The organism is Massilia sp. LMS1-1-1.1 (genome assembly GCF_040815535.1).
Lineage (GTDB): Bacteria > Pseudomonadota > Gammaproteobacteria > Burkholderiales > Burkholderiaceae_D > Janthinobacterium > Janthinobacterium aestuarii.
Genome location: NZ_JBFPNG010000001.1, coordinates 369,245 through 391,999, shown reverse-complemented (window position 1 = coordinate 391,999; position 22,755 = coordinate 369,245). Strand labels below are relative to the sequence as shown.

General features: G+C 55.8%; 19 protein-coding genes and 1 pseudogene. 11 read left to right on the top strand and 9 right to left on the bottom strand.

The window, feature by feature from the left end; all coding sequences use genetic code 11:
* The first annotated feature begins 37 nt into the window (after positions 1–37).
* The 4 genes from MRBLMS1_RS01860 to MRBLMS1_RS01845 all read left to right on the top strand — a co-directional run bounded on the left by MRBLMS1_RS01860 (position 38) and on the right by MRBLMS1_RS01845 (position 3,935).
* Complete coding sequence (locus tag MRBLMS1_RS01860) at positions 38–805, top strand: hypothetical protein (protein WP_485877423.1); 768 nt, start codon at positions 38–40, stop codon at positions 803–805.
* Between the two features lie 354 nt (positions 806–1,159).
* Positions 1,160–1,624, top strand: coding sequence for a TrmO family methyltransferase domain-containing protein (locus tag MRBLMS1_RS01855; protein WP_485877421.1), 465 nt, complete (start codon positions 1,160–1,162; stop codon positions 1,622–1,624).
* 53 nt (positions 1,625–1,677) lie between these two features.
* The gene (locus MRBLMS1_RS01850) at positions 1,678–3,150 is read left to right on the top strand and encodes a radical SAM protein (RefSeq protein ID WP_485877419.1); all 1,473 of its coding nucleotides are present in this window, start codon (positions 1,678–1,680) and stop codon (positions 3,148–3,150) included.
* On the top strand, positions 3,150–3,935 hold the full coding sequence (locus MRBLMS1_RS01845) for a class I SAM-dependent methyltransferase (RefSeq protein ID WP_485877417.1): 786 nt from the start codon (positions 3,150–3,152) through the stop codon (positions 3,933–3,935). The genes MRBLMS1_RS01850 and MRBLMS1_RS01845 overlap by 1 nt, the downstream gene beginning before the upstream one ends.
* On the opposite strand, the gene MRBLMS1_RS01840 is transcribed toward MRBLMS1_RS01845, so the two are convergent.
* The 3 genes and pseudogenes from MRBLMS1_RS01840 to MRBLMS1_RS01830 all read right to left on the bottom strand — a co-directional run.
* On the bottom strand, positions 3,921–5,105 hold the full coding sequence (locus tag MRBLMS1_RS01840) for a trans-sulfuration enzyme family protein (RefSeq protein WP_485877415.1): 1,185 nt from the start codon (positions 5,103–5,105) through the stop codon (positions 3,921–3,923). The two genes, MRBLMS1_RS01845 and MRBLMS1_RS01840, sit on opposite strands and share 15 nt — an antisense overlap.
* Before the next feature lie 465 nt (positions 5,106–5,570).
* Positions 5,571–6,365: a DUF4262 domain-containing protein gene (locus MRBLMS1_RS01835; RefSeq protein WP_485877413.1), complete on the bottom strand. Its 795-nt coding sequence runs from the start codon at positions 6,363–6,365 to the stop codon at positions 5,571–5,573.
* 115 nt (positions 6,366–6,480) lie between these two features.
* Positions 6,481–7,114 (bottom strand): annotated as a pseudogene (locus MRBLMS1_RS01830) (IS5 family transposase); the annotation flags it as partial.
* A 420-nt stretch (positions 7,115–7,534) separates the two neighbouring features.
* Here MRBLMS1_RS01830 and MRBLMS1_RS01825 point away from each other — a divergent pair.
* From MRBLMS1_RS01825 to MRBLMS1_RS01815, 3 genes are all read left to right on the top strand, one after another.
* Complete coding sequence (locus MRBLMS1_RS01825) at positions 7,535–9,274, top strand: AAA family ATPase (protein ID WP_485877411.1); 1,740 nt, start codon at positions 7,535–7,537, stop codon at positions 9,272–9,274.
* Complete coding sequence (locus MRBLMS1_RS01820; protein ID WP_485877409.1) at positions 9,271–10,134, top strand: hypothetical protein; 864 nt, start codon at positions 9,271–9,273, stop codon at positions 10,132–10,134. The genes MRBLMS1_RS01825 and MRBLMS1_RS01820 overlap by 4 nt, the downstream gene beginning before the upstream one ends.
* A 63-nt stretch (positions 10,135–10,197) precedes the next feature.
* Positions 10,198–10,335, top strand: a complete 138-nt coding sequence (locus tag MRBLMS1_RS01815) for a hypothetical protein (protein ID WP_485877408.1) — start codon at positions 10,198–10,200, stop codon at positions 10,333–10,335.
* Positions 10,336–11,080: 745 nt separating this feature from the next.
* Here MRBLMS1_RS01815 and MRBLMS1_RS01810 read toward each other — a convergent pair.
* The 3 genes from MRBLMS1_RS01810 to MRBLMS1_RS01800 form a co-directional block, all read right to left on the bottom strand.
* Positions 11,081–11,380, bottom strand: coding sequence for a hypothetical protein (locus tag MRBLMS1_RS01810; RefSeq protein WP_485877407.1), 300 nt, complete (start codon positions 11,378–11,380; stop codon positions 11,081–11,083).
* Between the two features lie 225 nt (positions 11,381–11,605).
* Positions 11,606–12,124, bottom strand: a complete 519-nt coding sequence (locus tag MRBLMS1_RS01805; RefSeq protein ID WP_485877406.1) for a hypothetical protein — start codon at positions 12,122–12,124, stop codon at positions 11,606–11,608.
* Positions 12,125–13,311: 1,187 nt separating this feature from the next.
* Positions 13,312–13,491, bottom strand: coding sequence for a transposase domain-containing protein (locus MRBLMS1_RS01800; RefSeq protein WP_485878948.1), 180 nt, complete (start codon positions 13,489–13,491; stop codon positions 13,312–13,314).
* Between the two features lie 279 nt (positions 13,492–13,770).
* On the opposite strand from MRBLMS1_RS01800, the gene MRBLMS1_RS01795 reads away from it, so the two are divergent.
* Complete coding sequence (locus MRBLMS1_RS01795) at positions 13,771–14,130, top strand: DUF3892 domain-containing protein (protein WP_485877405.1); 360 nt, start codon at positions 13,771–13,773, stop codon at positions 14,128–14,130.
* Between the two features lie 142 nt (positions 14,131–14,272).
* On the top strand, positions 14,273–14,602 hold the full coding sequence (locus tag MRBLMS1_RS01790) for a YegP family protein (RefSeq protein WP_485877404.1): 330 nt from the start codon (positions 14,273–14,275) through the stop codon (positions 14,600–14,602).
* 39 nt (positions 14,603–14,641) lie between these two features.
* Here the strand turns inward: MRBLMS1_RS01790 and MRBLMS1_RS01785 are convergent, their stop codons facing one another.
* From MRBLMS1_RS01785 to imuA, 3 genes are read right to left on the bottom strand one after another with little or no spacing between them, the layout of a single operon-like run.
* On the bottom strand, positions 14,642–17,791 hold the full coding sequence (locus MRBLMS1_RS01785) for an error-prone DNA polymerase (RefSeq protein WP_485877403.1): 3,150 nt from the start codon (positions 17,789–17,791) through the stop codon (positions 14,642–14,644).
* A 2-nt stretch (positions 17,792–17,793) separates the two neighbouring features.
* The gene (locus MRBLMS1_RS01780; RefSeq protein WP_485877401.1) at positions 17,794–19,263 is read right to left on the bottom strand and encodes a Y-family DNA polymerase; all 1,470 of its coding nucleotides are present in this window, start codon (positions 19,261–19,263) and stop codon (positions 17,794–17,796) included.
* Positions 19,196–19,939, bottom strand: coding sequence for a translesion DNA synthesis-associated protein ImuA (gene imuA / locus MRBLMS1_RS01775; protein WP_485878946.1), 744 nt, complete (start codon positions 19,937–19,939; stop codon positions 19,196–19,198). Before imuA ends, MRBLMS1_RS01780 begins: the two co-directional genes overlap by 68 nt.
* A gap of 503 nt (positions 19,940–20,442) precedes the next feature.
* Here imuA and MRBLMS1_RS01770 point away from each other — a divergent pair.
* Both MRBLMS1_RS01770 and MRBLMS1_RS01765 read left to right on the top strand, forming a co-directional pair.
* Positions 20,443–21,924: an efflux transporter outer membrane subunit gene (locus tag MRBLMS1_RS01770; RefSeq protein ID WP_485877400.1), complete on the top strand. Its 1,482-nt coding sequence runs from the start codon at positions 20,443–20,445 to the stop codon at positions 21,922–21,924.
* Between the two features lie 7 nt (positions 21,925–21,931).
* Positions 21,932–22,750: a MipA/OmpV family protein gene (locus MRBLMS1_RS01765; RefSeq protein ID WP_485877398.1), complete on the top strand. Its 819-nt coding sequence runs from the start codon at positions 21,932–21,934 to the stop codon at positions 22,748–22,750.
* Positions 22,751–22,755: the final 5 nt, after the last annotated feature.

Here is a 22,755-nt window from a genome sequence, read left to right as displayed (position 1 = left end):
GCTTTCTCACCGTTTAATCGACCGCCGGTGGATAACCATGCAAGAACAAGTTCTAGAAATCATTGATGAACAGACCGGGGAATTCCTAGCCAGGATTCGTGTAACGCGGCCAGTCTGCGGCCAGTCCGAAGGAACCGCATGCGTCATGATCAACTCCGGTCGAGTTGGCAGCTTCGATGGAACGCAAGATGAAGTGAAACTGTTTGACGACGTACGCGCTGCGCTTGGCGAGCGCGGCGTTGCCTGTTTCGAGATCGACCTGCCGGACCGTGGCGGGGAAAACGAGATCGGTGGGGAGCTGATCGCTTTACGGCTCCGGCGTGTGCGACGTATGCTGTTTCATCCGGAATTTTTGCCCTATCGCGAGCGTTACACTTTTTTAGCACTGTCGCTTGGCGGGCAAGTTGTATTGCGTTATCTTGCTTCAATCGAAATCAATGCCCCGGTGCCAGTGAGGGCCGTCTTAATCAGCACCGTGATCGAGTGCCCGATCGTTGTGCAGCTACCCGTAGCCGTAATTAATTTGCTCTTCGGCGAAAATGATTTTGTCGGCTATATCACTCCAGATGAAGCGAATGTCAAGCTGCTCAGCCCGCATGCATATGCCGGGCAGTCGCTGGACAGGCTCGTCGTGCGCCGTTCGCAGCAAGTCACTTGCCATATTCTGCGAGGATGCGGTCACATTCTGAACTCTGTGATGCCGCAAGCCGCCGATGCGCGTGAATATCTCGTCGACCTGATCGCTCCGCTCGTGCCTGCAAACGCGCCAGCAGCGATCGATGCCGTCCAAATATCATGCCGGTGATCGAGATCCAAACACCCGTAACAGCGCCACCTCCGGGAATGCTGGCGCTAATGGCCAAACAAGTCCAGTCGCTTCTGGACTTGCCCGATGACCGCGTCTGGATACTATGGACTGCACTCGACGAGGGTTGTTACTTTCGTCCTAGCTGGGGCGCTGAAGTGGGACAAGGAGGGCCGATAGTACGGATTCGCTGCAAATCCGATTACAACTCACATCAAGTAAATGCGGTAATGACTGCGGTTGCGGAAATGCTTGCCGAGCATATGTGCGTACCACTTGATTCGGTCTACGTCGTGGTCGATCCGGTGGTGAGAGGTCGGCTGTTCGTAAGGGGACAACGTTGGAAATGAAAACATGGAAACCATAAATCTGTCGCAAATCGGAATAGTGAAGAACGCGATTTTGACACCGCAGGATGACAACTGGGGCGACGTCGTTTCTGAGCTCGTATTTGACGCTGCCCAGCTCACCGAAGCGTCGCTTGTTGGCATTGAAGAGTTTTCTCATTTGGAGGTCATTTTTCTAATGCATCTGGTTGACCCCAGCAATATCCCGCTCGGAGCACGCCATCCTCGCAATCTCAAACACTTGCCGACGATAGGGATTCTGGCTCAGCGTCCGAAAGCGCGGCCGAATCGATTGGGGCTATCGCGTTGTGAGCTAATACGGCGCGATGGCCTCACCCTCGCGGTCAAAGGGTTGGACGCGATTAACGGTTCGCCAATTCTCGACGTTAAGCCATTTTTCCAGGAGTTCGCGCCACGCGGGACAATTCGTCAGCCGGAGTGGACGAGAGAAATAATGGCCAATTATTACTGACACACCAAATCAAGGTCGATTGCCGTTTAACGTTATTTTCGAGAGGGGAAGACATGAGTTCGGCGACGGAATCAACACTGAATCAATTGCTTGCAGAGAATCCTGAATTGAATATTCAGGTCAATGACTACAATATCAATGTAACCTCGAACGAAGGCCGAATTCTGGATGCCGCACAGCTATACCAGACGTACAAGGAGTTCGACGGCAAAGGGCGACCCGCGCATCTGTACTTCCATCTACCGCTTTGTGACTATATCTGTCACTTTTGCAACTATGTAAAACGCAAGGTAACGGCAACCGACAAGCGCGGCGAACTGATGCAATGGGCCGATTTGCTGATCAAAGAGACTGGCATGTATCTTGAGAACTCGCCTTGGGTACGCGACGCCAAAATCACTTCGTTTTACATCGGCGGAGGCACCGGCGCGCTGCTGCTAAATAACGAGGACGCGTTGCAAAAGCTGATTTCTCACGTAGATCGTCATTTCAATCTCAGTCCCGATTGCGAACGTAGTCTCGAGGGCAATCCAGAAAACTTCACAGAACGTAATGTTCAGCTAGCCTTGGAAAATGGTTTTAATCGCTTCAGTGTCGGTGTCCAAAGCTTGCAGCAGGAAGTCAATTCCTTTTCGAACCGCGGCCACACACCCGAGGATGCGTTACGCGCCATCCATGTCCTGATGGCGACTGACAAGCCATTTAGCGTTGACATGATGTTCGGCCTGCCGTATCAGACTCCTGCCAGCGTCGAGCAGGACATCAAAACCCTTGCAGACATCGGAGTACCCTGCATTACTCTCTACAGATTGCGCAATGTGGAGCGCGAAAAAATGGGAATAGGTAACGCATCAGTGTGGAACTCGGAGAAGCACAAGAAGCGTCTGAGCGAAGCGGGTCTGTTTCCTGAAGTCGGCATGACGTATCAAATGCGCGATGCCGCTACGCGGGTTCTGCGCGCGTGTGGCTATCACCCGAGCCCATGCGGATGGTGGAACAAATCGAATACCTATGCCGAGGGAAACATCCCTCGTGTATCCAAGGACAAATGGCAGCGCTATCACTCGATGCTTGCCTTCGGTCCTGGCGCCTATGGCTGGCTGGCTGGTGCCCAGCCTCGCTCCATCCAAACCCATAATATTACCGATATCAACAAATATGTTGCCCACATGGGGGAGAACATTGCCGTGCCACCGCTGGCGTATGGCCGGGTGCTTGAAGGTAACATCGCAATCGGAACCCGGTTGAGTTTTGCTTTCAAGGCAAATCAGCCGATCCTCTTCAAGGATTATGCAGAGCTGTTCGGAATAGACCTGCTCGTCGACGAGCCCTATGCCGGTGTTTTCGCCACGCTGGTACACAAGGAGCTAATGACCCTTACGTCCGATGGCGCCGCGATTATGCCTACCTGGAAGGGAGAAGAACTGCATGAAGAAATCATGTACTACTATTTTCACAAGCTAATAGGTGGAGCTACCGATGGTTTGTGCAAGCGCACGGTGATCGAGCTGAAAGTCGTCACCTGATGCAACCGGTTGCCCTTAATCCGCAAGCGGGAATGTTTTCCGCGTTAGCGGAGCGCTATAGTTCATACAGGCCCCGTTACCCGACTTCGCTGTTCGACTTCCTCGCCGCATGTGTCGAACGCCACGAGCAGGCTTGGGATTGCGGCACCGGCAATGGACAAGCTGCCATGGGGCTGGTTGAGCATTTTCGACATGTCGTGGCCACGGACGTCGACGCGCAACAAATTGCACACGCATTTCAGCACCCCCGCATCGACTATTCGATAGCAGCCGCTGAAACGTCCGGTTTGGCAACGGCAAGCATGGACCTTATTACGGTAGGAGAAGCTTTGCATTGGTTTCATTTGGAGCGCTTCTGCGATGAGGCGCGACGTGTTCTACGGCCAAATGGAATGCTAGCCATATGGAATTATGGCCGTTGTCGCATCACGCCATCCATCGATCGCATCCTCGATGAATTTGCAGATCGGGATCTCGGCTCCTATTGGTCGGCGGCGGCGTTGAATGATAACGTAAGCAATTTTCCAATTCCCTTCAGCGAAGTGACAGTGCCGCAATTTGAGATCGTTCAGCATTGGGATTTGAACGCATTCTGCGGATACGTAAGCAGTTGGTCTGCGAGCGCGACCTACCAGCGTGAGCAGGGATACAGCCCAGTTGATCACCTGCGCGAAAAATTGGAAGCTGCATGGATGGCGCACGGCGCTCAAATGTCCATTCGTTGGCCACTGTGCGTACGCGTCGGCCGCTTCATGTCAGGCAGTGAAATTCTAGACAGCGTCTAACGCGGTCATAAAGTCTAGCTCGATATCCTCCGGATCTTCCAAGCCGATGGAGATTCGCAAAAGGGTAGGTGAGATCCCGAATTCACGCAGATCGTCCGCGCCATAGCTGGCGTGCGTCATGCTTGCAGGGTGCTGTATGAGTGTCTCAGCGTCGCCGAGACTGACCGCGATGTTCACCATTTTCAGAGCGTTCATCAGCCGCCTTGCTCCCTCCATGTCTGAGCGCAGGTCAAGAGAGATCAGTCCTCCCGGCATCCTCATGCATTCAGCGGACAGCGCGAACTGAGGGTGCGATGCCAATCCTGGATAATAGACTGTAGCGACTTTGGGATGCTCAACCAGCAAACGTGCCAGCCGGCCGGCATTGTTCGAGTGCCGCTCCATCCGCAGGCCGAGCGTCTTCAGACCGCGCAATACCAAGAAGGCAGCCATTGGTGAAATCGTTGCACCAGTCATGTAACGCAGCCCCTTCATCCGCACAGTCTTGATTAGCTCGTGGGTGCCTACTACAACCCCTGCTAGAACATCGCCGTGTCCACACAAATATTTGGTCATACTGTGGACCACAATATCCGCGCCCAATTTGAGTGGGAGCTGCAGGTAAGGCGAACAAAACGTGTTGTCGACCACGGTGATCGCCCCCACACTACCGGCGATGGCGCTAATTTGCGCAATATCGATTATTTCCAGCTGTGGATTCGTGGGGGACTCGAAAAACACCATCCGGGTTCGCTCGGTAATTGCGCGTGTCGCGGTCGCAATTACACTCAGATCCGCAAATACGACATCGATGCCAAACGACGGCAGCTCATGGCGAAACAATGTAAAGCTGTTGCCGTACATGTGGCGATGCACGACCACTTGGTCGCCGGGTCGAAGGACCGACCAAAGAAGGCTGCTGATCGCACCCATTCCTGATGCAGTGGCAAGTGCGGCCTCGCCGCCTTCCAGGCTCGCTATCCGTGCTTCAAGCAAGGCCTGGGTAGGATTATGCACCCGTCCATAAACGAACTGCTCGCGCTCACCGGCAAAAGTCGCTGTTGCGTCTTCGGCAGTCGCGAAAGCAAATGTAGAAGTCATATGAATTGGGGCGATCAATGCCCCCTGCGCATCGGCCGGCTCGTATCCAGCGTGTATCGCACGGGTGTTAAAGCCTTCGGTATCGGGCATCTGATATCCATTTCAAACAAGTGAGCGTGCGAAGGTAGCCAAAGGGGCGGTCGAGACTGTCAGATACCAGATGCAGGATCATGCCGTCTGCCATTTCCAATCTGCACAAGACTTCTTCATCCATAAGACTTTCACTTTTATCGTTTGACCTCAAGTCGCCGGCGTGTATTGTCAATGACCGCTCCTGGCCGAGGCTGTGTAAAAACGTGAAGAAAATCCTTGCACTGAAAAATCGGCTTCTCAAAACGGCCGCTACGCAATTTTCTCGGCTTCGGGAAGGGTAACCCTATCCATGGAAATTTCTAGTTTTTGCGTTTTTACACAGCCTGGGCCATTTTCAGACCATCATACAGGAATATTGACATTCAAACATCAATCTCCACTGAACACCCGGTGGTCTTGGCATGACCACTATCGAAAGCCAACGCCCGAAGCGGACCTTTTGTCGAAACGTTGCTCCGGTTGTCAGGCCAACAAGGGCTGGCGTGCGATAAGCCAATCGCTGGCACCCGGTTCCCATGGAAATACGCCAGTAGTGCTCGGCCAGATGATCTGATAGGCTCGAAACGGCCGGTTCTTGTACAGCCAGCTCGCCCAGTGCATGTAGTCGGAAACTTGCTCGGCGGACGCTTCGCCGACGACGCATTCGAAATCGCCGCCGAGCAGACCGGCGATGCGCGCCCCCGGAGCGATCGCCCCGCGCTCCTTCATCTGTCGACAACACTCGTTGATGGCGCTGTGGGCCACGTTGGACTTTAGGCCGATGACGATCAGCTCCGGCATGCCGAGCGACTGTTCGATACCGATCGAATACGTGAACGGTGCATGTTCATCGTCTTCCGTCACGCAGATGACATGCAGGCCGTACTTCTCGATGTCGGCGAGCGCCTTTGCGTCCGCTTCCGGTCCACCGCACGCATGCGCCCCGTCTTTATTACCATCGTCCTGATCGTGTGCCGGGTCCAGCTCCCGGCGCTCCCATTTGGCGCCGGCAATGTCGCGCCAAGCGCCCCAGCCGCGCGGAAGATCGGCGATGGCCACGATGTCGGCGTGCTTCTCGAAAAGACAGCCGAGACACAGCATGACGCACTCGCCCGGCTCGTCCGTGGTGCCGTCCAGGAACTGCCAGTCTCCGTTGAGATCGTGGGCCACACGCAGCACATCGAAGTCTCCGCGTGCCACTTTGTCCGTGCAGAAGGTGGCCGTGGAAATGGGATCGGGGAACGGCCAGTCGGGAAAATTGTGAATATGTGCGGTCATAAATGCAGGCGTGCGCCGTTAGTAGATGTTCGCTGAAGCAAAACTGTTGACCAGGAGCTGGCTATCACTGCGGTCGGGAAGGGGCATGCGGTTCCACATCTTCGGCTAAGAGCGCCTAACAAAACCGCTGAATATATCTCCAGCAGATGAGTATGCAGGCAAGCGAGAGAAATGCCTGGTGGATATCGGCACGGCGCTCGTAGCGGATGCGTAATCGGCGGAAGCGGTGCAGCCAACCCAGTGTGCGTTCGACCACCCAGCGCCATTTACCCAGGCGTTCGCGCGACTCGATGCCATAGCGGGCAATGCGTGGTGCAATGCCTTTGCTACGTAGCCAGGCGCGATGGGCACGCGACGCATAGGCCTTGTCGGCGTGCAGTTTTGCCGGGCGTTTGCGCGGCCGTCGAGCCAGTCCGGATACGGATGGGACAGCTTCAAGCAGTGGAATCAGCATGCGGGAATCATGTACCTGAGCCCCTGATATGCTCGCCACCAGAGGCAGACCGCGTTGATCGACGAGCAGATGGTGCTTGCAACCGAGCTTGCCTCGGTCGGTGGGATTGGGGCCGGTATGCTGTCCGCCGAGGAGGGGATGGCACGCTGGCCGAGTCGACACTGGCGCGTTCCCATTGAATCTGGTCGTATTCCCGCAAGTGCTGCAGCATGGCGTCATGGATGCGTTGCCACACACCGGGCTGTTGCCATGCATGCGGGCGCCCTCAGCAACTCATGCCGCTGCCGCAGCCCAATGGTTCAACTGCTGTTGCAGGCCGCCAAGCCAGCGCTGACGCGTTCTTAGCATTGCTGGCATGGATCGATGAGGCACAGCTGGCCAAGACGATCATGGTCCTGCGTAACGCCTGCAAGGCCGGATTAGTCGACGAGGGCATCTCGATATATGGTAGGTCGATATCGCTGCGGGCGACCAGGACAACGCGGCGCGTGTGAGTGGCAAGTTGTAGTAGCCGTTGGCATCATGGCTCGAACTGCTCGAATCACAATACAGTCTGCTTTGTGAAAGTGCTTTTTTATCGGCAAATTGAAGCAGATGTGAGGTAATTTGCGTTCAATTTGTGCCATGGGCAGGCTTGCATGGTAAAAATTCGTGAGCTTCCTTGCGAAACAAAATGGTAAGCTATTGTCCTTAGTTAACTTTAAGTGAAAAACGTATGAGCTGGAGCTTATTTTTTACCAATGACGAACAAGCGGATATCCCGCCAGGTGGCATTCGGATTCGTCCAACAAATTCAGATTGGAACAATTTCTCATTTAATTTTAATGCAGTGATTTCAATTATCCCGCCAGACAATCGGAAACCGATATCCTTCACCGGCTATGTAGTACCGTTACACGGAATTTTAAAAGAACGCAATCTCCGAAATTGGATAAAAGAAAATCCTGGCCTGCGGAGACACGATGATGCAGGAAACACAGAAACTGCCCTGCATGGAATCCTGTTATTTGCAACCCTCATCGGCCATGAGCAAGATTACTCGCAGTTGGCGAAATGGGTGCTCAATAGAACAGAGCTAAATTCGATATTATCTGCATTGAACGACATACTGTTTTTGAGCGATTCCGCCTTTAGCTCGGATATTGCAAATTTGCTTAAGCGAAATTCGTTCAGTCTGGGCGTACTGCGAATGCCTGCGGCATACCGATCTATGCGCCGAGGCACGCGCGCCGTGCTGGGACACCAGATTAAGGCGCTACCAGAAGTCAGAAAAAGCTTTACCTTCCGGGCGCAACTGCACGGGTTTGATGAAGGTGTGCATGATTTGTCGGTCGGGTTCCAAGATCTGGGCTTGTTCGAGGACAGAATTCACTGCCTTATCGGCGTCAATGGTACAGGCAAGACGCGGTTGTTGAGGGAATTTGTATTGTCACTTGGCAAGCTATCGGGGAAAATGGACAAATCTTTCACTTCATTCCACGAATACTCTGAGGCCATTTTCGAGTGCGAATATTATGGCCCGCTTTATAATCGCTTGTTGGTAATCTCCACCGCCCCGCAAAATCGCTTTCCTTTGAGTGCTATCGATATGGGAAGTTTCGAGTACCAATACTTCAATCTGGTCAATGACAGATCGGATTCAGGAGGTCAGAATCTTTTGACCACTCTAATGGTCGATCTGATCCGGGATCCAACTGAGTTTGTGGGCGCATCGCTTACTAGGTTTGCCCTCCTCAAAAGAACACTACGAGACCATATCGACCTTAATATGTTGTACTTGCCAGTACTGCCGGATGTTGCGCATGACATCGGCACTTATCAGAATGAGAACGGCGAGTATTATGCACGCGCTCTGGATATCACGCTGATGAACGAACAAAGGCATTTGTTGTACATGTCTGCAGTTGATACAGCGAGACGGATCGGATTCTATAAGCAGACAGGCGAAGACAACAGAATAATCATGCTACATCCAAGCAGCGGCCAGTCTATTTTCTTCTACTTCGCCTTGAGGCTGATCAGTAGCATCGATCAGGGCACACTGGTGATTATCGATGAGCCGGAAACCCACCTCCATCCTAACCTGATCTGCGAACTCGTAACGTTGTTGTACGATGTGCTGGAGGCGACGAAATCGATCGCTCTGGTTGCCACGCATTCTGCTTATATTGTGCGCGAGGTGCCAACCCATTGCGTGCACGTTTTCTCCTTCGAGGACGAGTCTAAACGGATCAATATCGGACAGGTCCGCATGAGGACCTTGGGAGCAAGTATCGATAGCCTTTCGCAGGCGGTTTTTGGTGATGCCACTGCAAAAAAATACCACGAAAAATTTGCTATGGACATGTCCAAAAGCGGCATGTCACAGGAGCAGTTGCTAGCCGAATATGGCTCTGTTCTTAGCCCTGAACTATTGATAGAAATACGCGCAATGCGAGCGAGGGGCAGCAAGTGATCTTCCTTCGTTATCCTCGCGTTAGAAATTCAAAAACCATCTCCGTTTTCCCAGTATATGCGCCGTCATTGCTAACGCTGGTGCCGGATTTGAAGAAGGCTTACCGTGCCTATCGTACCAACAAAGGAAGTCCAACCGTTGTTCTTCCTTTTAATAAAACGCAACCGGGGAAAATCTCACCAGTCCAAAAAGAAGAATTAACGGGTCTTTACGCTACGACTTATAAAAAACTGAAGGAAAACTACCGACAACTGGACTGGGCCTACGAACTGAGAAAATCCGACAAGCTGCCGTATTGCCCAATGTGCGGAAATACGGGACGGGATGCGTTGGACCACTACCTAGCAAAGGGGGACTATCCGGAATTTGCTATCCTTTCATTTAATCTGGTACCAACGTGCACAGCCTGTAATTCGAAGCGTAGCAACTCGGCCAATGCACCGGGAACTGTACTGCCATTGATACATCCGTATTTCGAGGGCCCGCGCCTCGATAGCCCGTTGGTTCAGGTCGAGATTGAGGCGGACAAGGGAACGGTGCCGCCTACTTATCTAATGCCGTCGTTTCGGCTGGTGCCGACAATTCCGACGACTGACCCGCTTTTTCAGCGACTGGCAAATCACCTGGACAAGTGCGTGGATGAAACGCAGCTACGACGTTGGGTGACTGGGCGCTGGAAGCTGTGGCGCATCAAGGCAGCAGACTACAGTTTGGTGTCTGAGCTGGGCAACGATGTCAATCACGAGCTGCAAGCGGAAGTTGATGTTGGTGGCATGAACAATTGGACTGCAGCTTTTTTACGAGGCTTGCTAACTACGCCGTCTGCCATGCAATGGATGATGAATAATCCGGCGCCTTAGAGGGTGTAGACAAAATCAACAACGAAGTTGTGGCATGCTATCTCGATGTGGAGGGAGCATGCCATGGCAACCAAACATTCACTCGGCAGCACTGCGCCGTCAAGCAGCTTCGGCGGCAGACCACCAGCGTTGAAGCCTGAGCATATCGCCGTTTTGCACGAGATCGTCGCGGAGCGCGCTCAGGCGAGCTTGCAGCGGTAATCCCCAAATTTTTAGAGCGCTCTAAAAGTAGAGGTTAAGCGGCCACGGCAAGCTTCTGTTTTGGCGTGATGCCGTCGGGTGCCATGTCGCGCCGGCCGTGATCGCAACTCCACCGCCAGCGCACAAATCCCCGATTTGATCAAGCGCACAGAGCAGAAGATGGGCTAGTTTAACGTAGCCAACTGTGCCGCTATCGCGCGCGAATGCAGGCGCTCTGTTGCTACCTCGGTCGGACATGTCATCCTTCGCAGGCAGTTATGGCTAGGAAAAGCTTGCTTTTGCTTGAGCGGGGCAGGAGTCTCTGCAGGGCAGGGGAGATAGACAGGTCAGCCCCGATCTCGTCGCTGGATCAGCCAGCTACGAGTTTCGCACCAGGAGTCTGGCAGGTCGCCCAGGGGCTCAATACGACCCATCGTTTTTTCATCTTCTAAGAACCATGGATCAGGAGAGTCTAAGCTACTGTCGGCGATTCATTAAGCGGCTCGGGCAAGCATCTAATTTGGCGAGATGCCGCTAGGTGACATGCTAGGTCGGCAGTGACGGCAGGTTCACCGCCAACGCGCAAAATCCACGCTCTCATCGAGCGCACCAAGCAAATGATGGGCTGGTTGTCGAAGCTAACTGTGCCGCCATGGCACTCAAGAGCAGGTGCTCTGCTGCTGCCTCAGCCGGATATGGCAACCCTCACCGCCCGTTATGGCGAGGGATGGCCAGCATTGGTGTAGCTGAGTATTATCCTTTGGAATTAATCATCCTTGGCATTCAGGTCATTTACATAAATGCAATGTTGGCACAGGACAGAATCACCAGTTGCTATTGCTCGTATCGCATCAGCTATGAAATCGATCTCTATTGCAAAGGCGCAGTCTTCGTTCTGACATATGATATCGAAATGAGGTGCGATAAACTGCTTGTAGACATGCATTTGCCTTGGGCTTAACCCATCCAAACTATCCGTAGCAGCAATTTTCTGGGCTATTCCTAGAGCAGCACCATCCAACAATTCCTCATCAATCAGCGCCTGGGCGCCTTCACCTATTGACATGACAATTCCAATAAACGGCTACCGGCCGTGCGCGGAACGCCAGGTGGCGTGGATTTCCTTTACAGATTATTAGATTTTTTCTTCAGAACGCGAGCAATCGTTTCGCTGTGACCTGGTGTGTTGTGGAAAAATTCCGTTCCATTGTCGAGCACGAATTCTGCCACGTCACTCGGAACCTCCCCCCTAATTGACATACCCCTAACGGCATTTTTTGCACAATATGTTCTAATTTCTTAACGTTTTTTTGTCGCCATACAGCGATTCATACTCTAAGGAATATTCTAAGACAAGAAGCTTTTCAACTAAATTCAGTTGTTCTTCACTTAACGATTCAAACTCAATCGAAGCAATAATACACTCCTCCCCCGGTGGAATAGCAGTGCCAATTCCAGGTAATCCATGACGACGCAAGACGTACGGGAAGGAGTCTCCAAGCATCCTTCCGATTAGCTGGCGAATCACATCATCGCCCCGAAGTTCAATTTCCTCATCCTGATAGATACACCTCTGTCTTTTAACGATTGCTGGCCCAATACCAACATTTTTGATACTGAAGCTGCATGTAACGGAATGATTACTCCATGATCGACCACGAGACCATACCAATAAAGGCGTTACACTTAACCGGTTGTGACCGCGTGTTAGTCGTCCTTGCCAAATTGTGGCGCCGAACGAGCACAGCGCAATGACTGCTGCTGCACAGGCAATGATGTCGCCTGACTGTAAATTCATGGCTGCGGGCATTCGTACTTTCTCTTCAGATTACGGAAAATGGATATCCACTATATCTCAATCTCTGAAATTGCCCCTGATTCACCAGACACAGCCTATGCGTTATTCTTACGGATAGGAATAGGACTGTGCATATGACTAGGAACAAGCAAACAATCGACGTGGTGGCGGAGAGCCAGAAGTGCCCAGGCGCTAGCCTATCGAAGAAAAACGGCTCTGGTGCGTGAGTGGTACGAGCCAGGCATGAACGCGTCTAGGTCCTGTGCAAGCGGTTTTTTGGTATAAATCAGTTGTTAAAATCGCGCAAGTTTGAACGGAACTGCACCTTAATGGCGGGCAGCAAAGGCGAGCCGGAAGTGCTGGCGAGCGAATCGGCGGCAGCGCGCGCTCATGTTGCGCGGCTGGTACATATTCGGCGTGACACCACCAAATGCTGGGTCGCGCGAGTCATGATGAAAATCCACCGCCAGTGCGCAAAGTCCCCGATCTGGCCGAGCGCACGAAACTGATGATGGGCTAGTTTATCGTAGGCAACTGTGCCGCCATAGCGCTCAAAGGCAATTGATCGCGGCTACCTGTTTCGGATATGTCATCTTTCTCCGTCCGTTACGGCGAAGGAAGACCTGGGGGCAATTTTGACGCCTCAGACGCAGGTATCATCTCCCATGTAATGACCGCGCCACTTGGCAGCACAACATCTTCTCCTGAGCGGATACTTTGTACGAACGCTTGCACAACCTCAGCATTAACTTTGCGATTAAGCACTTTTTGCTCGTCATATGCTCGATACCAAATTCCACCTAATTTCTCCCAAGCGCGTGCACTCACATTCGTAGGATAAAAAGCGCCGATGGGCCTTCCTTTGTCTTGAGCCCGACTTCCGAAAACTATATAGACAGCAGCGGTCAATGGAATTAGAACACCATGAATGTTCTTACGGTGTTGAGGACGTGGTCTGTAGGTCATGCTAGTCATATTTCCTATGGTTCACATTGCATGCCAGCCATTTTCGATGGCGACTCTAAATTGCGGATTCAGCCACTGGTTGTAACACTCTAGCACTGCCGTAGGCCTATGTGTAACTCTATCCAGAGCGGGTCGGCTAATTGGCTTAATGCAGGCGTAACGTTGGTGCAAAACGACTTGCTCTAGGCTGGCGGTAAGCGCAAAGCCGGCGCCGCCTTGAGCTCCGCAAGGAATTAGTCGATGATGACATCACACCGCTGCGAAGCGGCGTGGTTTAAAGTCGACGCAATCTGCGCGGCGTAGCTCCAGGGAGGGACGTGGCTGACGAGGTTGGGCGGGCGATTGGCGATGGGCTCGAACACATAGCGCAGCCAGGCTTCGGGGTCGACGCCATTCAATTTGGAGGTCTCGATCAGCGAGTAGATGACGGCGTCGCCGGCGAACAGGTGGTTGCGGCCGCTGTCAGTACCGGCAACCGCCCAAGCTCAAGCAGCTTTTGCTTGAGCTTGGCATGAGTCTCTGCAGAGCAGGGGAGATAGACAGGCCAGACCCGACCCCATCGGTGGATCAGGCAGCTACGAGATCGCACCCCAGGAGCCTGGCAGGGCTCCCAGGCTCAAACTCGATCCATCGGTTTTTTATCTTTCATGAGCTATGGATCAGGAGAGCCTAAGCTACTGGTGGCGATTCAAATGGGCGTCGAGCTGGAAACATCTAGGGAAATACCTCATAGTCGATATGTTTTTGAAAATTGGGTGTATCCTTATCCCGCCGCTCAACTATTTTTCTCAAACACACAGAACAAAGAGAGCGGATTTTTCCAACTCTTGGAAGGAAGCAGAATGACGAAAATAAAAGGGAACAACGATGGACCTGGCGGGCGCAATGAGTCCTATCAGATTGGCTCCCGGAAAGAAGTACCACGTCCTGTCGCCGTCAAGGAAGTTAAGGCCGGCAAGCATCCCGATGCGCATGTCGTAAAGGTGAACGGCCAGGAATATGTCAGGGACAATCCGGATAGTTCGGTCAAGGATAACGTTAATCGAAAGTGAATCGGGAGTGATGCATCAAGTGAGTAATACTGCACCGTTCTCGCTAACAATCCGATTCTGCTATTGAGATTTAGAATCACCAGAAAATATCCGAGTTTTATACGATAAATTGAAATTTCCAGCCAATTCAAAGGAGTATCGTATGCCAGGTTATTATCATTTGAAGAAGAACGCAGGGAACTATCACTTCAATCTGAAAGCGGACAATCACGAGATAATACTCACCAGCGAGTCCTATACGACCAAGCAAGCGGCAAAGAATGGCATAGAGTCTTGCCAACGCAACAGCCCTAGCGATGACCGGTATGTTCGTCTGACGTCGAAAGCGGATCAACCATACTTCGTTCTTAAAGCTGGCAACGGCGAGATCATTGGCAACAGCCAAATGTATGCGTCGTCTGCGAATCGGGACAATGGCATTACCTCCTGTAAAACCAATGGCCCGACATCTAAAATAGTTGACGAAGCCTGATCGTAGCGAGTTAATGTTGGAAGTGGGCCGGATGCTTCTCTAATGAAAATTCCGGCTCTTCGTGTCAAGCTGACCGAGCAAATGCGAGCAATCCACCAGTCGCTTGGCAATCAAGTTGCGCACGCCACTCTTCGATTGCCAGATGCCGTACACCCCCAAGAGTGAGGCATTCATCAGTTCGGCCCGCTGCTTTTCCACCAGCGTGGGCCAGACGATGATGTTGATGGTGCCAAATTCATCTTCCAGGGTGAGGAAGATCACCCCCTTGGCCGTCTCCGGCCGCTGTCTTACCGTGACTATGCCGCAGCCCCTGGCCAGCTGGCCGTCGCTGAAGGTGTTCAGGATGTCCGATGGTACAAAGCGCATTTTATTGAGGCGCTCGCGCAAGAGAGCGAGTGGATGACGGCCCAGTGTCAGGCCGACATGCCGGTAGTCCGCCACGATGTCATCGGCTTCCGTGGGCGGCGCCAGCTCCAGCACGGGTTCGGCAATGGTCGTCGCGCGCATTAAATCTCGCTCCGGCACGCTCGCCGCAGCATCCCACATGGCCATGCGCCGGTTGCCCGTCAGCGCTACCAGGGCGTTCGCTGATGCCAACGCCTTCATATCCCCCGCATCGAGTTGCGCGCGCATGGCAACATCGCGTATGTTCTTGAATGGCGCGGCAGCGCGGGCTTCCTCAATGCGCCAAGCCGCCTCTCTCATCATTCCATTGATATTATTCAAACCAAGGCGTACCGCCAGTTTGCCGTCCACCATTGGCTCCAGGGATGCTTCCCATCCGCTCGTACAGACATCGACGGGTCTTACCTCGACGTCATGCCGGCGCGCATCTTGCACCAGCGAGGAGCGGCTGTAAAAACCCATGGGCTGGCTGTTGAGCAGGGCGGCCAGGAACTCGGCAGGATGATGGCACTTGAGCCAGCTGCTGGCATAGGCCAGCAGGGCAAAGCTGTGCGCATGCGACTCTGGAAAGCCATACTCGGCAAAGCCGCGTATCTGGCCGACAATGGAGGTGGCAAACTCGAGGCTGTAGCCACGCTCGGCCATGCCGCTCATGAGCTGGTCTTCGAACTGTTCCAGGCCACCTTTTCTTTTCCAGGCGGCCATGGCGCGGCGCAGGCGATCGGCTTCACCGGCCGTAAAACCGGCCGCTGTCATGGCGATCGACATCACCTGCTCCTGAAAGATTGGCACCCCGAGCGTGCGCCGCAGCACCGCCTCGATCTCCGGGCTCGGATAGGTCACTGCTTCTAAGCCCTGGCGCCGGCGCAAATACGGATTGATCATGCCACCTTGGATGGGCCCTGGCCGGATAATCGCCACCTCGATGACGAGGTCATAGAACTCGCGTGGCTGCATGCGCGGCAGCATGGACATCTGCGCCCGCGATTCGATCTGAAACACGCCGACGGTGTCCGCTTTGGAAATCATCTGGTAAGTGGCGGCATCCTCATGGGGAATATCGCCCAGTTCAAAACGCTCACCACGCTGTTCCGAGATCAAAGCCAGGGTGCGGGCGATACACGACAGCATGCCCAGCGCCAGGATGTCGATTTTTAGGAGACCCAGCTCATCGATGTCATCCTTATCCCATTGAATCACGGTGCGCTCGGGCATGGCGGCGTTTTCAATCGGCACCAGGCGGGAGAGGGGGCCGCGTGAGATGACGAAGCCGCCCGGATGCTGGGAGAGATGACGTGGAAAACGCATCAGGCGCTCGGCAATTGCCGCCCATTTTTCGGCGATCAGGGAGTGCGGATCGAGTCCGCAAGTGGTAAGGCGCTGCTGCAGGTCGGCGCGCCCACCCCAGCTATGCGAGGCTTTGGCCACCTTGTCGACCACCGACAGGTCCACCCCCAGCGCGCGCCCCACATCGCGCAGCACGCTGCGCGGGCGGTAGGAAATGACAACGGCCGTCAAAGCGGCTCGCATGCGGCCATATTTGCGATAGATGTATTGAATCACCTCCTCGCGCCGCTGGTGTTCGAAGTCGACATCGATGTCGGGCGGTTCATCGCGCTCGCGTGAGATAAAGCGCTCGAAAAGGAGGGTGCCGCGCGAGGGGTCGACTTCGGTGATGCCGAGGCAGTAGCAGACAGCCGAATTCGCCGCCGATCCGCGCCCCTGGCAGAGGATTTTTTGCGAGCGGGCGAAGCGCACGATGTCGAATACCGTCAAAAAGTAGGGTTCGTACTGCATGTCGCCGATCAGTTCCAGCTCATATTCCAGCTGTGCCTGCACATTGTCCGGAATGGCGTGCGGGTAGCGCCAGTGCGCTCCAATATATGCCTGTTCGCGCAGGTAACTGGCTGGGGTCTGCCCCTCCGGCACGATCTCGCCTGGATATTCATAGCGTAGTTCATCGAGCGAAAAAGTGCAGCGCTGGGCCACGCGCAGGGTTTCATCCAGCATGTCGCGCGGATACAGATTACCCAGCCGCAAACGTGAACGCAGATGCGCTTCGGCATTCGAGGCCAGCTGATAGCCGCACTGCGCCACCGGCGTATTCAGACGAATCGCGGTCATGGTGTCCTGGATGATTTTCATCGAGCGTAGATGCATGACGACATCGCCCGTGGCGACGACAGGTAAACTGAATTCGGCGCCGATGGCTTCGACCATGGCGCGGTGCCGGTCATCCTGGGCACGGTGGTGCAACGTCAAGGCGACGCGCGCGCGGCCCGGTGCGCTGCGCACCAGCCATTCGGCTTGCCGCTCGATCTCTTCATAGGGGGCGTTATATTTGGGGCACAGAATGAGCTGGCAGCCAGGCAGCCCTTTTAAGTGGACGAGATGGCCGCTGGGGTTGGCGATGTCGCGTGGCCACACCAGGTAACTTCCCTTGTCGGCGCGCGTGCGCGCAGCGGTAATGAGTTCGCTCAGGTTGCCATAGCCGTCGCGGTCCATGGCCAGGATCAGCACCGTGAAGGGCGGGGTGCCGTCTTCCGGTGTCACTTTCATTTGGCTGCCAATGATGAGATGGATGTTCCACTCCCGCGCGGCCACATGCGCCTTGACCACACCGGCCAGGGAACATTCGTCGGCCATGGCGATGGCCTGGTAGCCCAGCTGGGCCGCGCGCGCCACCAATTGATCGGGCGGAGAGGCGCCGTGCAGGAAGGAGTAATGGCTCATGCACTGCAGCTCGGCATAGTCGGGCAGCGTGGGAGCGAGTGGTTTGTCCATGATCAGCCGAACATGCCGTGCAGGTACCAGCGGCCGTCAACGACACGTTCCAGGTAGATCCAGTAGCAGGTCGCGTCGCTTCCTTGCGCGATGTAATAGTCGCGGGCAGCGATTTGATCATTCCACCAGCCGGCCTCAATGCGTTCCGGCCCCTTGAGCATTTTTAGTGGGGAACCATAGAAGGGACGTTCGCCGCGCAGCAGCAGCGGGATGGGTTTGGGTAGCAGCCAGAACGGGCGCTCAAACGCCTCATCCTCGGCGTTGACCGCCTTGCGCTTCTCGGTGGCAGCAGCCCAGGCATTGCTTTCCTCCGGCCGATGGTCGTGATGCTCGACAGGCGAGAGGACGTTGTCGCTGCCAAGACGGGCGCTGAGTAATTCCAGTAGGCGCTTATAGTCGGCGGGGGTGCCGCCCGGCTCGGGAAACAGGTCTTGCGTCGGTGGCGCCATCGCGGTGAGCAGTCGCGCTTCTAGCCGCAGGGCGATGACCGGGGCAACCAGTTCCGTGCGCGCCAGGCGCTCCTTCAGCAGCCTTATTAGGTGTTCGTCGCGCCAGGTCGGCTCCGCCAATCCGATCTCGATCGGCGTGGGCGGGATCGCGGTCTTGCCGCGCTCGTGCTCCAGCAGCAGAACAAAAACACTCACGGCCTGCTGGCGCGCGACCAGCCAGCCGACAAATTGCTGCAGCAGGCCCGTGGCGCCGTCCAGCAGGGCATCGGCGTGTTCGATCCGGTCAAAGGTTTCGATGCGCGCTGAAAAAGTCTCGGGAATGGCGATCCATTCAAACAGTTCAGGAGCGAGTCCATAGGCGCGGTCGAGTTCATCGAGCACGTGCTTGTTCATCCTGCGCTGGATGCCAGGGCGGGGCAGGCGCCGTAGCGCCGCCAGATGATCCGCGCCAATATCCGTCAGCCACTCCAGATGATTCGCCGTGCTGGGCAGATAGGCGCAGGGCATGCGGTCGAGCTGGCGCTCGAGTGAGCGCATGTGCACCGTGCGCCGCACAATGATCTGGCGTTTGGCCGGCTGCCAGCGCGACAGCAGCCAGGCGCCCATGGCCGTCGGCGCCGTGCCGAGCTGCGCCGTCACGCCAAGCGCTTGCAGGGCAGCGCGAATGCGCCGGCTGATGGCGGCTCGCCCGTTAAACAGGCGCAAGCTGGCGGTCACGTCCAGCAGCAGGCTGAAGTCGCCGGCATGCGCCACCTCCGGGGTGAACTGGAGGAGGGCGAGCGCGATGGCATTGCTGGTGATCAATTCACGCTCAAGATTACGCTCCAGGATGACGCTATCCGGCGAGACGGCCGCTACACCGCCAGGGCGCATGCCGATACGTACCCCTTCGGCATAGGCATGCTGCGAGACCGCAAGGATGCGGCCTTTCTCGACCACCGCATACGGCCCCGGTTCACACCAGCGCGGCCTGAGGCATTCGAGAGGCAACAGTGGGAGGTGTACGCTGAACCAGAACCGCATTTTGATCGTCCAAAAATCGTTGACGTGCCGGCATGTCTGCCAGCGGGATAAAGAGTGGTGCCTCATGATGTGGGCCACGCCGTTTGATGATGTGAGTGGAAATGCCGCCGGCGGCTGGGCGCAATGCCAGGCGCAATGGTGCAGGTGAGGCATCAGCCGCTGCGCTCATCGGCCGGACCAGCCAGAAGAACGTTTCGGTTGTCTGCGCCGCCAGATTGAGGCGCCGCAGTGCCTCGTCGCGAATATTGGCTTGCCACAACAGCACCGCGCCGCAGCTGCCATTGCGCAGGATCTGCTCGGTGGACCAGAGAGCATCGGCGGTGCTGGGGGCGCGTATCCAGAGCAGGTTCGGGCAACTCAGGTCCATGAATTTGCAGGCGGCGGAGTTGGGCAAGTACGGCGGCTGCACCAGGGCGATCCGACGATGTTGCGATAGTTGCGCCAGCACTGGCCGCAACAAGTGCATTTCCCCGATACCCGCTTGCTGAACTAACAACTCCGTGAAGGTCGATTGAGGCCAACCGTTGCCCGGAAGTTCGTGATCCAAGACGCTGTGACCGGTAGTAACAGTGCTCGTTGTTCCTCGACTCAGCTCACTAGCCCGCCAGACGTCACGCAGCAAGGCACTATTGGCCAGTGTGGTAGGGCTGCTACGTTGAAGGGAAGGTGAAAGCATGGCGGCTGGCTTGCGAGGTTGTGGATCATTCTCAAAACTACTGTACATAAATACAGTATATGCTGAGGACGTCAAAAACTGCAAGGTCCATGAATTTCTTGAATTGTTAAAACTAACGGTTGTGATGGCACGAAGGCGTCAAGAGGATCGCCGAAGCTCAAGCATCGTTTGCCTGAGCGCGACGGTAGTCTCTGCAGGGCAGATGAATAACCAGGTCAACGCCAATTTCGTCGTCAGATCAGGCAGCTACGAGATCGCACACCAGGTATTTGGCAGAACACCCAGGCTTCAATACGATCCATCGATTTCTCATCTTTCAAGAACGATGGATCAGGTGACTCTAAGCTTCAGGTGGCGATTCAGTGATTCATCCATTGTTTGGCGCCTAACCGGTCGGACTGAGGCAAAATTCAACGCATCTTCATCATTCCTTGATGTTTTCCACAAAATATCTGCATCATTGAGTGAGAAGCTGCCGGCATCCTGACAACGTCGCCGCTACTATGCCCGCTCGAATTCCACTTTTTCTCTGCACGCTGCTGCTCGGCGGCTGTTCTCTCGCTCCTTCTTACCAGCGTCCGGCGATGCCGGCTTTGCCGTCCACGTTGGGCTCAGGCACCATGCGGTCCGATGTGGATGTGGCATCGACCACGTCGCCCTCGGTCCGCACGGCAACCTCTACTACACTGAGTATCCAGGAGTCCCGGTTGGTGAACGACTTCGCACCGCAGCGTAGCGCCGGCCAGCTGGCCACCCTGATGACGCTAGTCGAGCAGGCGCTGGCACACAATGCACAATACAAGCTAGCCATGCGCCGTGTTGACGAGGCACGTGCGCTGATGCGCATGGAAGGCGCGGCTCGCTTGCCCTCCGTGGCGTTCCAGGCGGAGAGCAAGCGTACTCGCTTCGACAATGCCGACCTGAATGAGACCGAGAGTGAACATTACAGCGCAGCCGGCTTGGGCATGGATTTCGATCTCGATTTTTTTGGCAGACTACGGTCGCTGTCACAGGCAGCGCAGGAACGTTACGTGGGGTCCGGATACGGCCTTGTGGCAACCCGCGCCGCACTCATCGCGGAAGTGCTGCGTGCCCACTCGATCGCGGTCGCCACCGCCGATACCTGGCGCGTCCTGCGGAGCAATGACGGTTATCAACGTCAACTCGAAGGCTATGCGCGGCGCCAGTTCGAGCTCGGCCTGATCTCGCGCGACAAGTTGGACGCGGAACGCAATGCCGCTGCCGCACACCACGCAGCCACCGTCAATGCCGAGGCCCAATTCGTTGTCGCGCAACGCGCCCTGAATATCCTGACCGGCTTTGTACCCTCCGCAACAGTGGACACGGCCGGCAGCGTGGATGTGCTGTCAGCGATGCCGTTGCCGATCGCCGCGCTGCGTGACCTCGATGCGCGCATATTGCTCGACCGTCCTGACATCAGCCAGGCGGAGGCCGAGCTGAAGGCGCGCCATGCCGACATCGGCGCGGCGCGCGCGGCATTTTTTCCATCGATACACCTGAGCACTGGCGTGGGATCGGTCAGTGAAAGCCTCGACGGCCTGTTCAAACCGGGTAGCCGCGCCTGGACCTTCAATCCATCGGTCAGCCTGCCGATTTTCGACGGCGGCCGCAACCAGGCGCAGCTCGACGTGGCGGAACTGCGCAAGGATGCCGGCGTTGCCGCCTACGCCCAGACCATTGAAGCGGCGTTCCAGGAAGTGGCGGGCGCGCTCGACCAGCAACGCGCGCTGGAGGCCGGCGAAGCGGCGATGCGTCAGCGCGAGGAATCGCTGGAACGGCGCACCAGAGCGCTGACATGGCGCGTCCTGCAAGGCCTCCAGGACACCACAGAACTGCTGGACGAGCACCTGCGTATGGAGGCGGCATCGCTCGCCCACATCGACGCCGCGCGCGATCTCGCCCTCAACCGGATTCGTTTGCTGCACGCCTTCTATGGCACTTCCTTCTCACTTAACCAGGATTGACCACACCATGATTTATACGTTCCGCTCCTTCCTCCTGGCCTTGTCCGCCCCGACCCTCGCGCTGGGCTTGTTGGCGCCCAGCGCACACGGCGCCGAACTGACCGTCAACTACCTGCTGGGCGATAAGCTCGAAGCGGCAATTGGCGCCGGCGTGCGCGTCGCCCCCCGCTACATGGGTTCGCGCGACACCGCCACCACGTTTGTCCCCGTGGCGTACGCCCAGCAAGGCATCTTCTTTATCGACACCAGCCGCGGCGTCGGCCTGCAACTGCTTACCGGGTCCGGCTTTTACGTATCGCAATCGATCCATTATGACCAAGGACGCGGCGTGAAGTCCGATCTGTTCCGCCCTGGAGGCCGCGATTTGGCCGGCATGGGCGAGGTGCCGGGGTCGGCCACTTGGCACACGCTGGTGGCCCAGCAGGTCACGCCCGCGCTGTCGATCAGCGCCGAGGCAGATGTCACGCTCAAGTCCAGCGTGAACCGGCACAACTTGCGCGTGGGGGCGGAGTGGAACGTGATTGACACGGGCGACGAGCGCGTGGCCCTGGGCGTCAACGCCCATTGGGGCAATGCCCGCTATAACCAGGCCTATTTTGGCGTGACTTCGACGCAAGCGGCCAGCACCCGCTTTGCGGCGTACAACGCGCGAGGCGGCCTGTACGCGTATTCCGTCAGCGCCCAGTGGGAACACAAGCTGGCCGAGCACTGGTACAGCTCCGCGCAACTGACCGTCATGCCGTTCGCCGAGCGTGCCGAGAACAGTCCGCTCATGGCCCGCAAAACGCCGGTCGAAGCCATGATGACCGTCCGGTACGTGTACTGACCGAT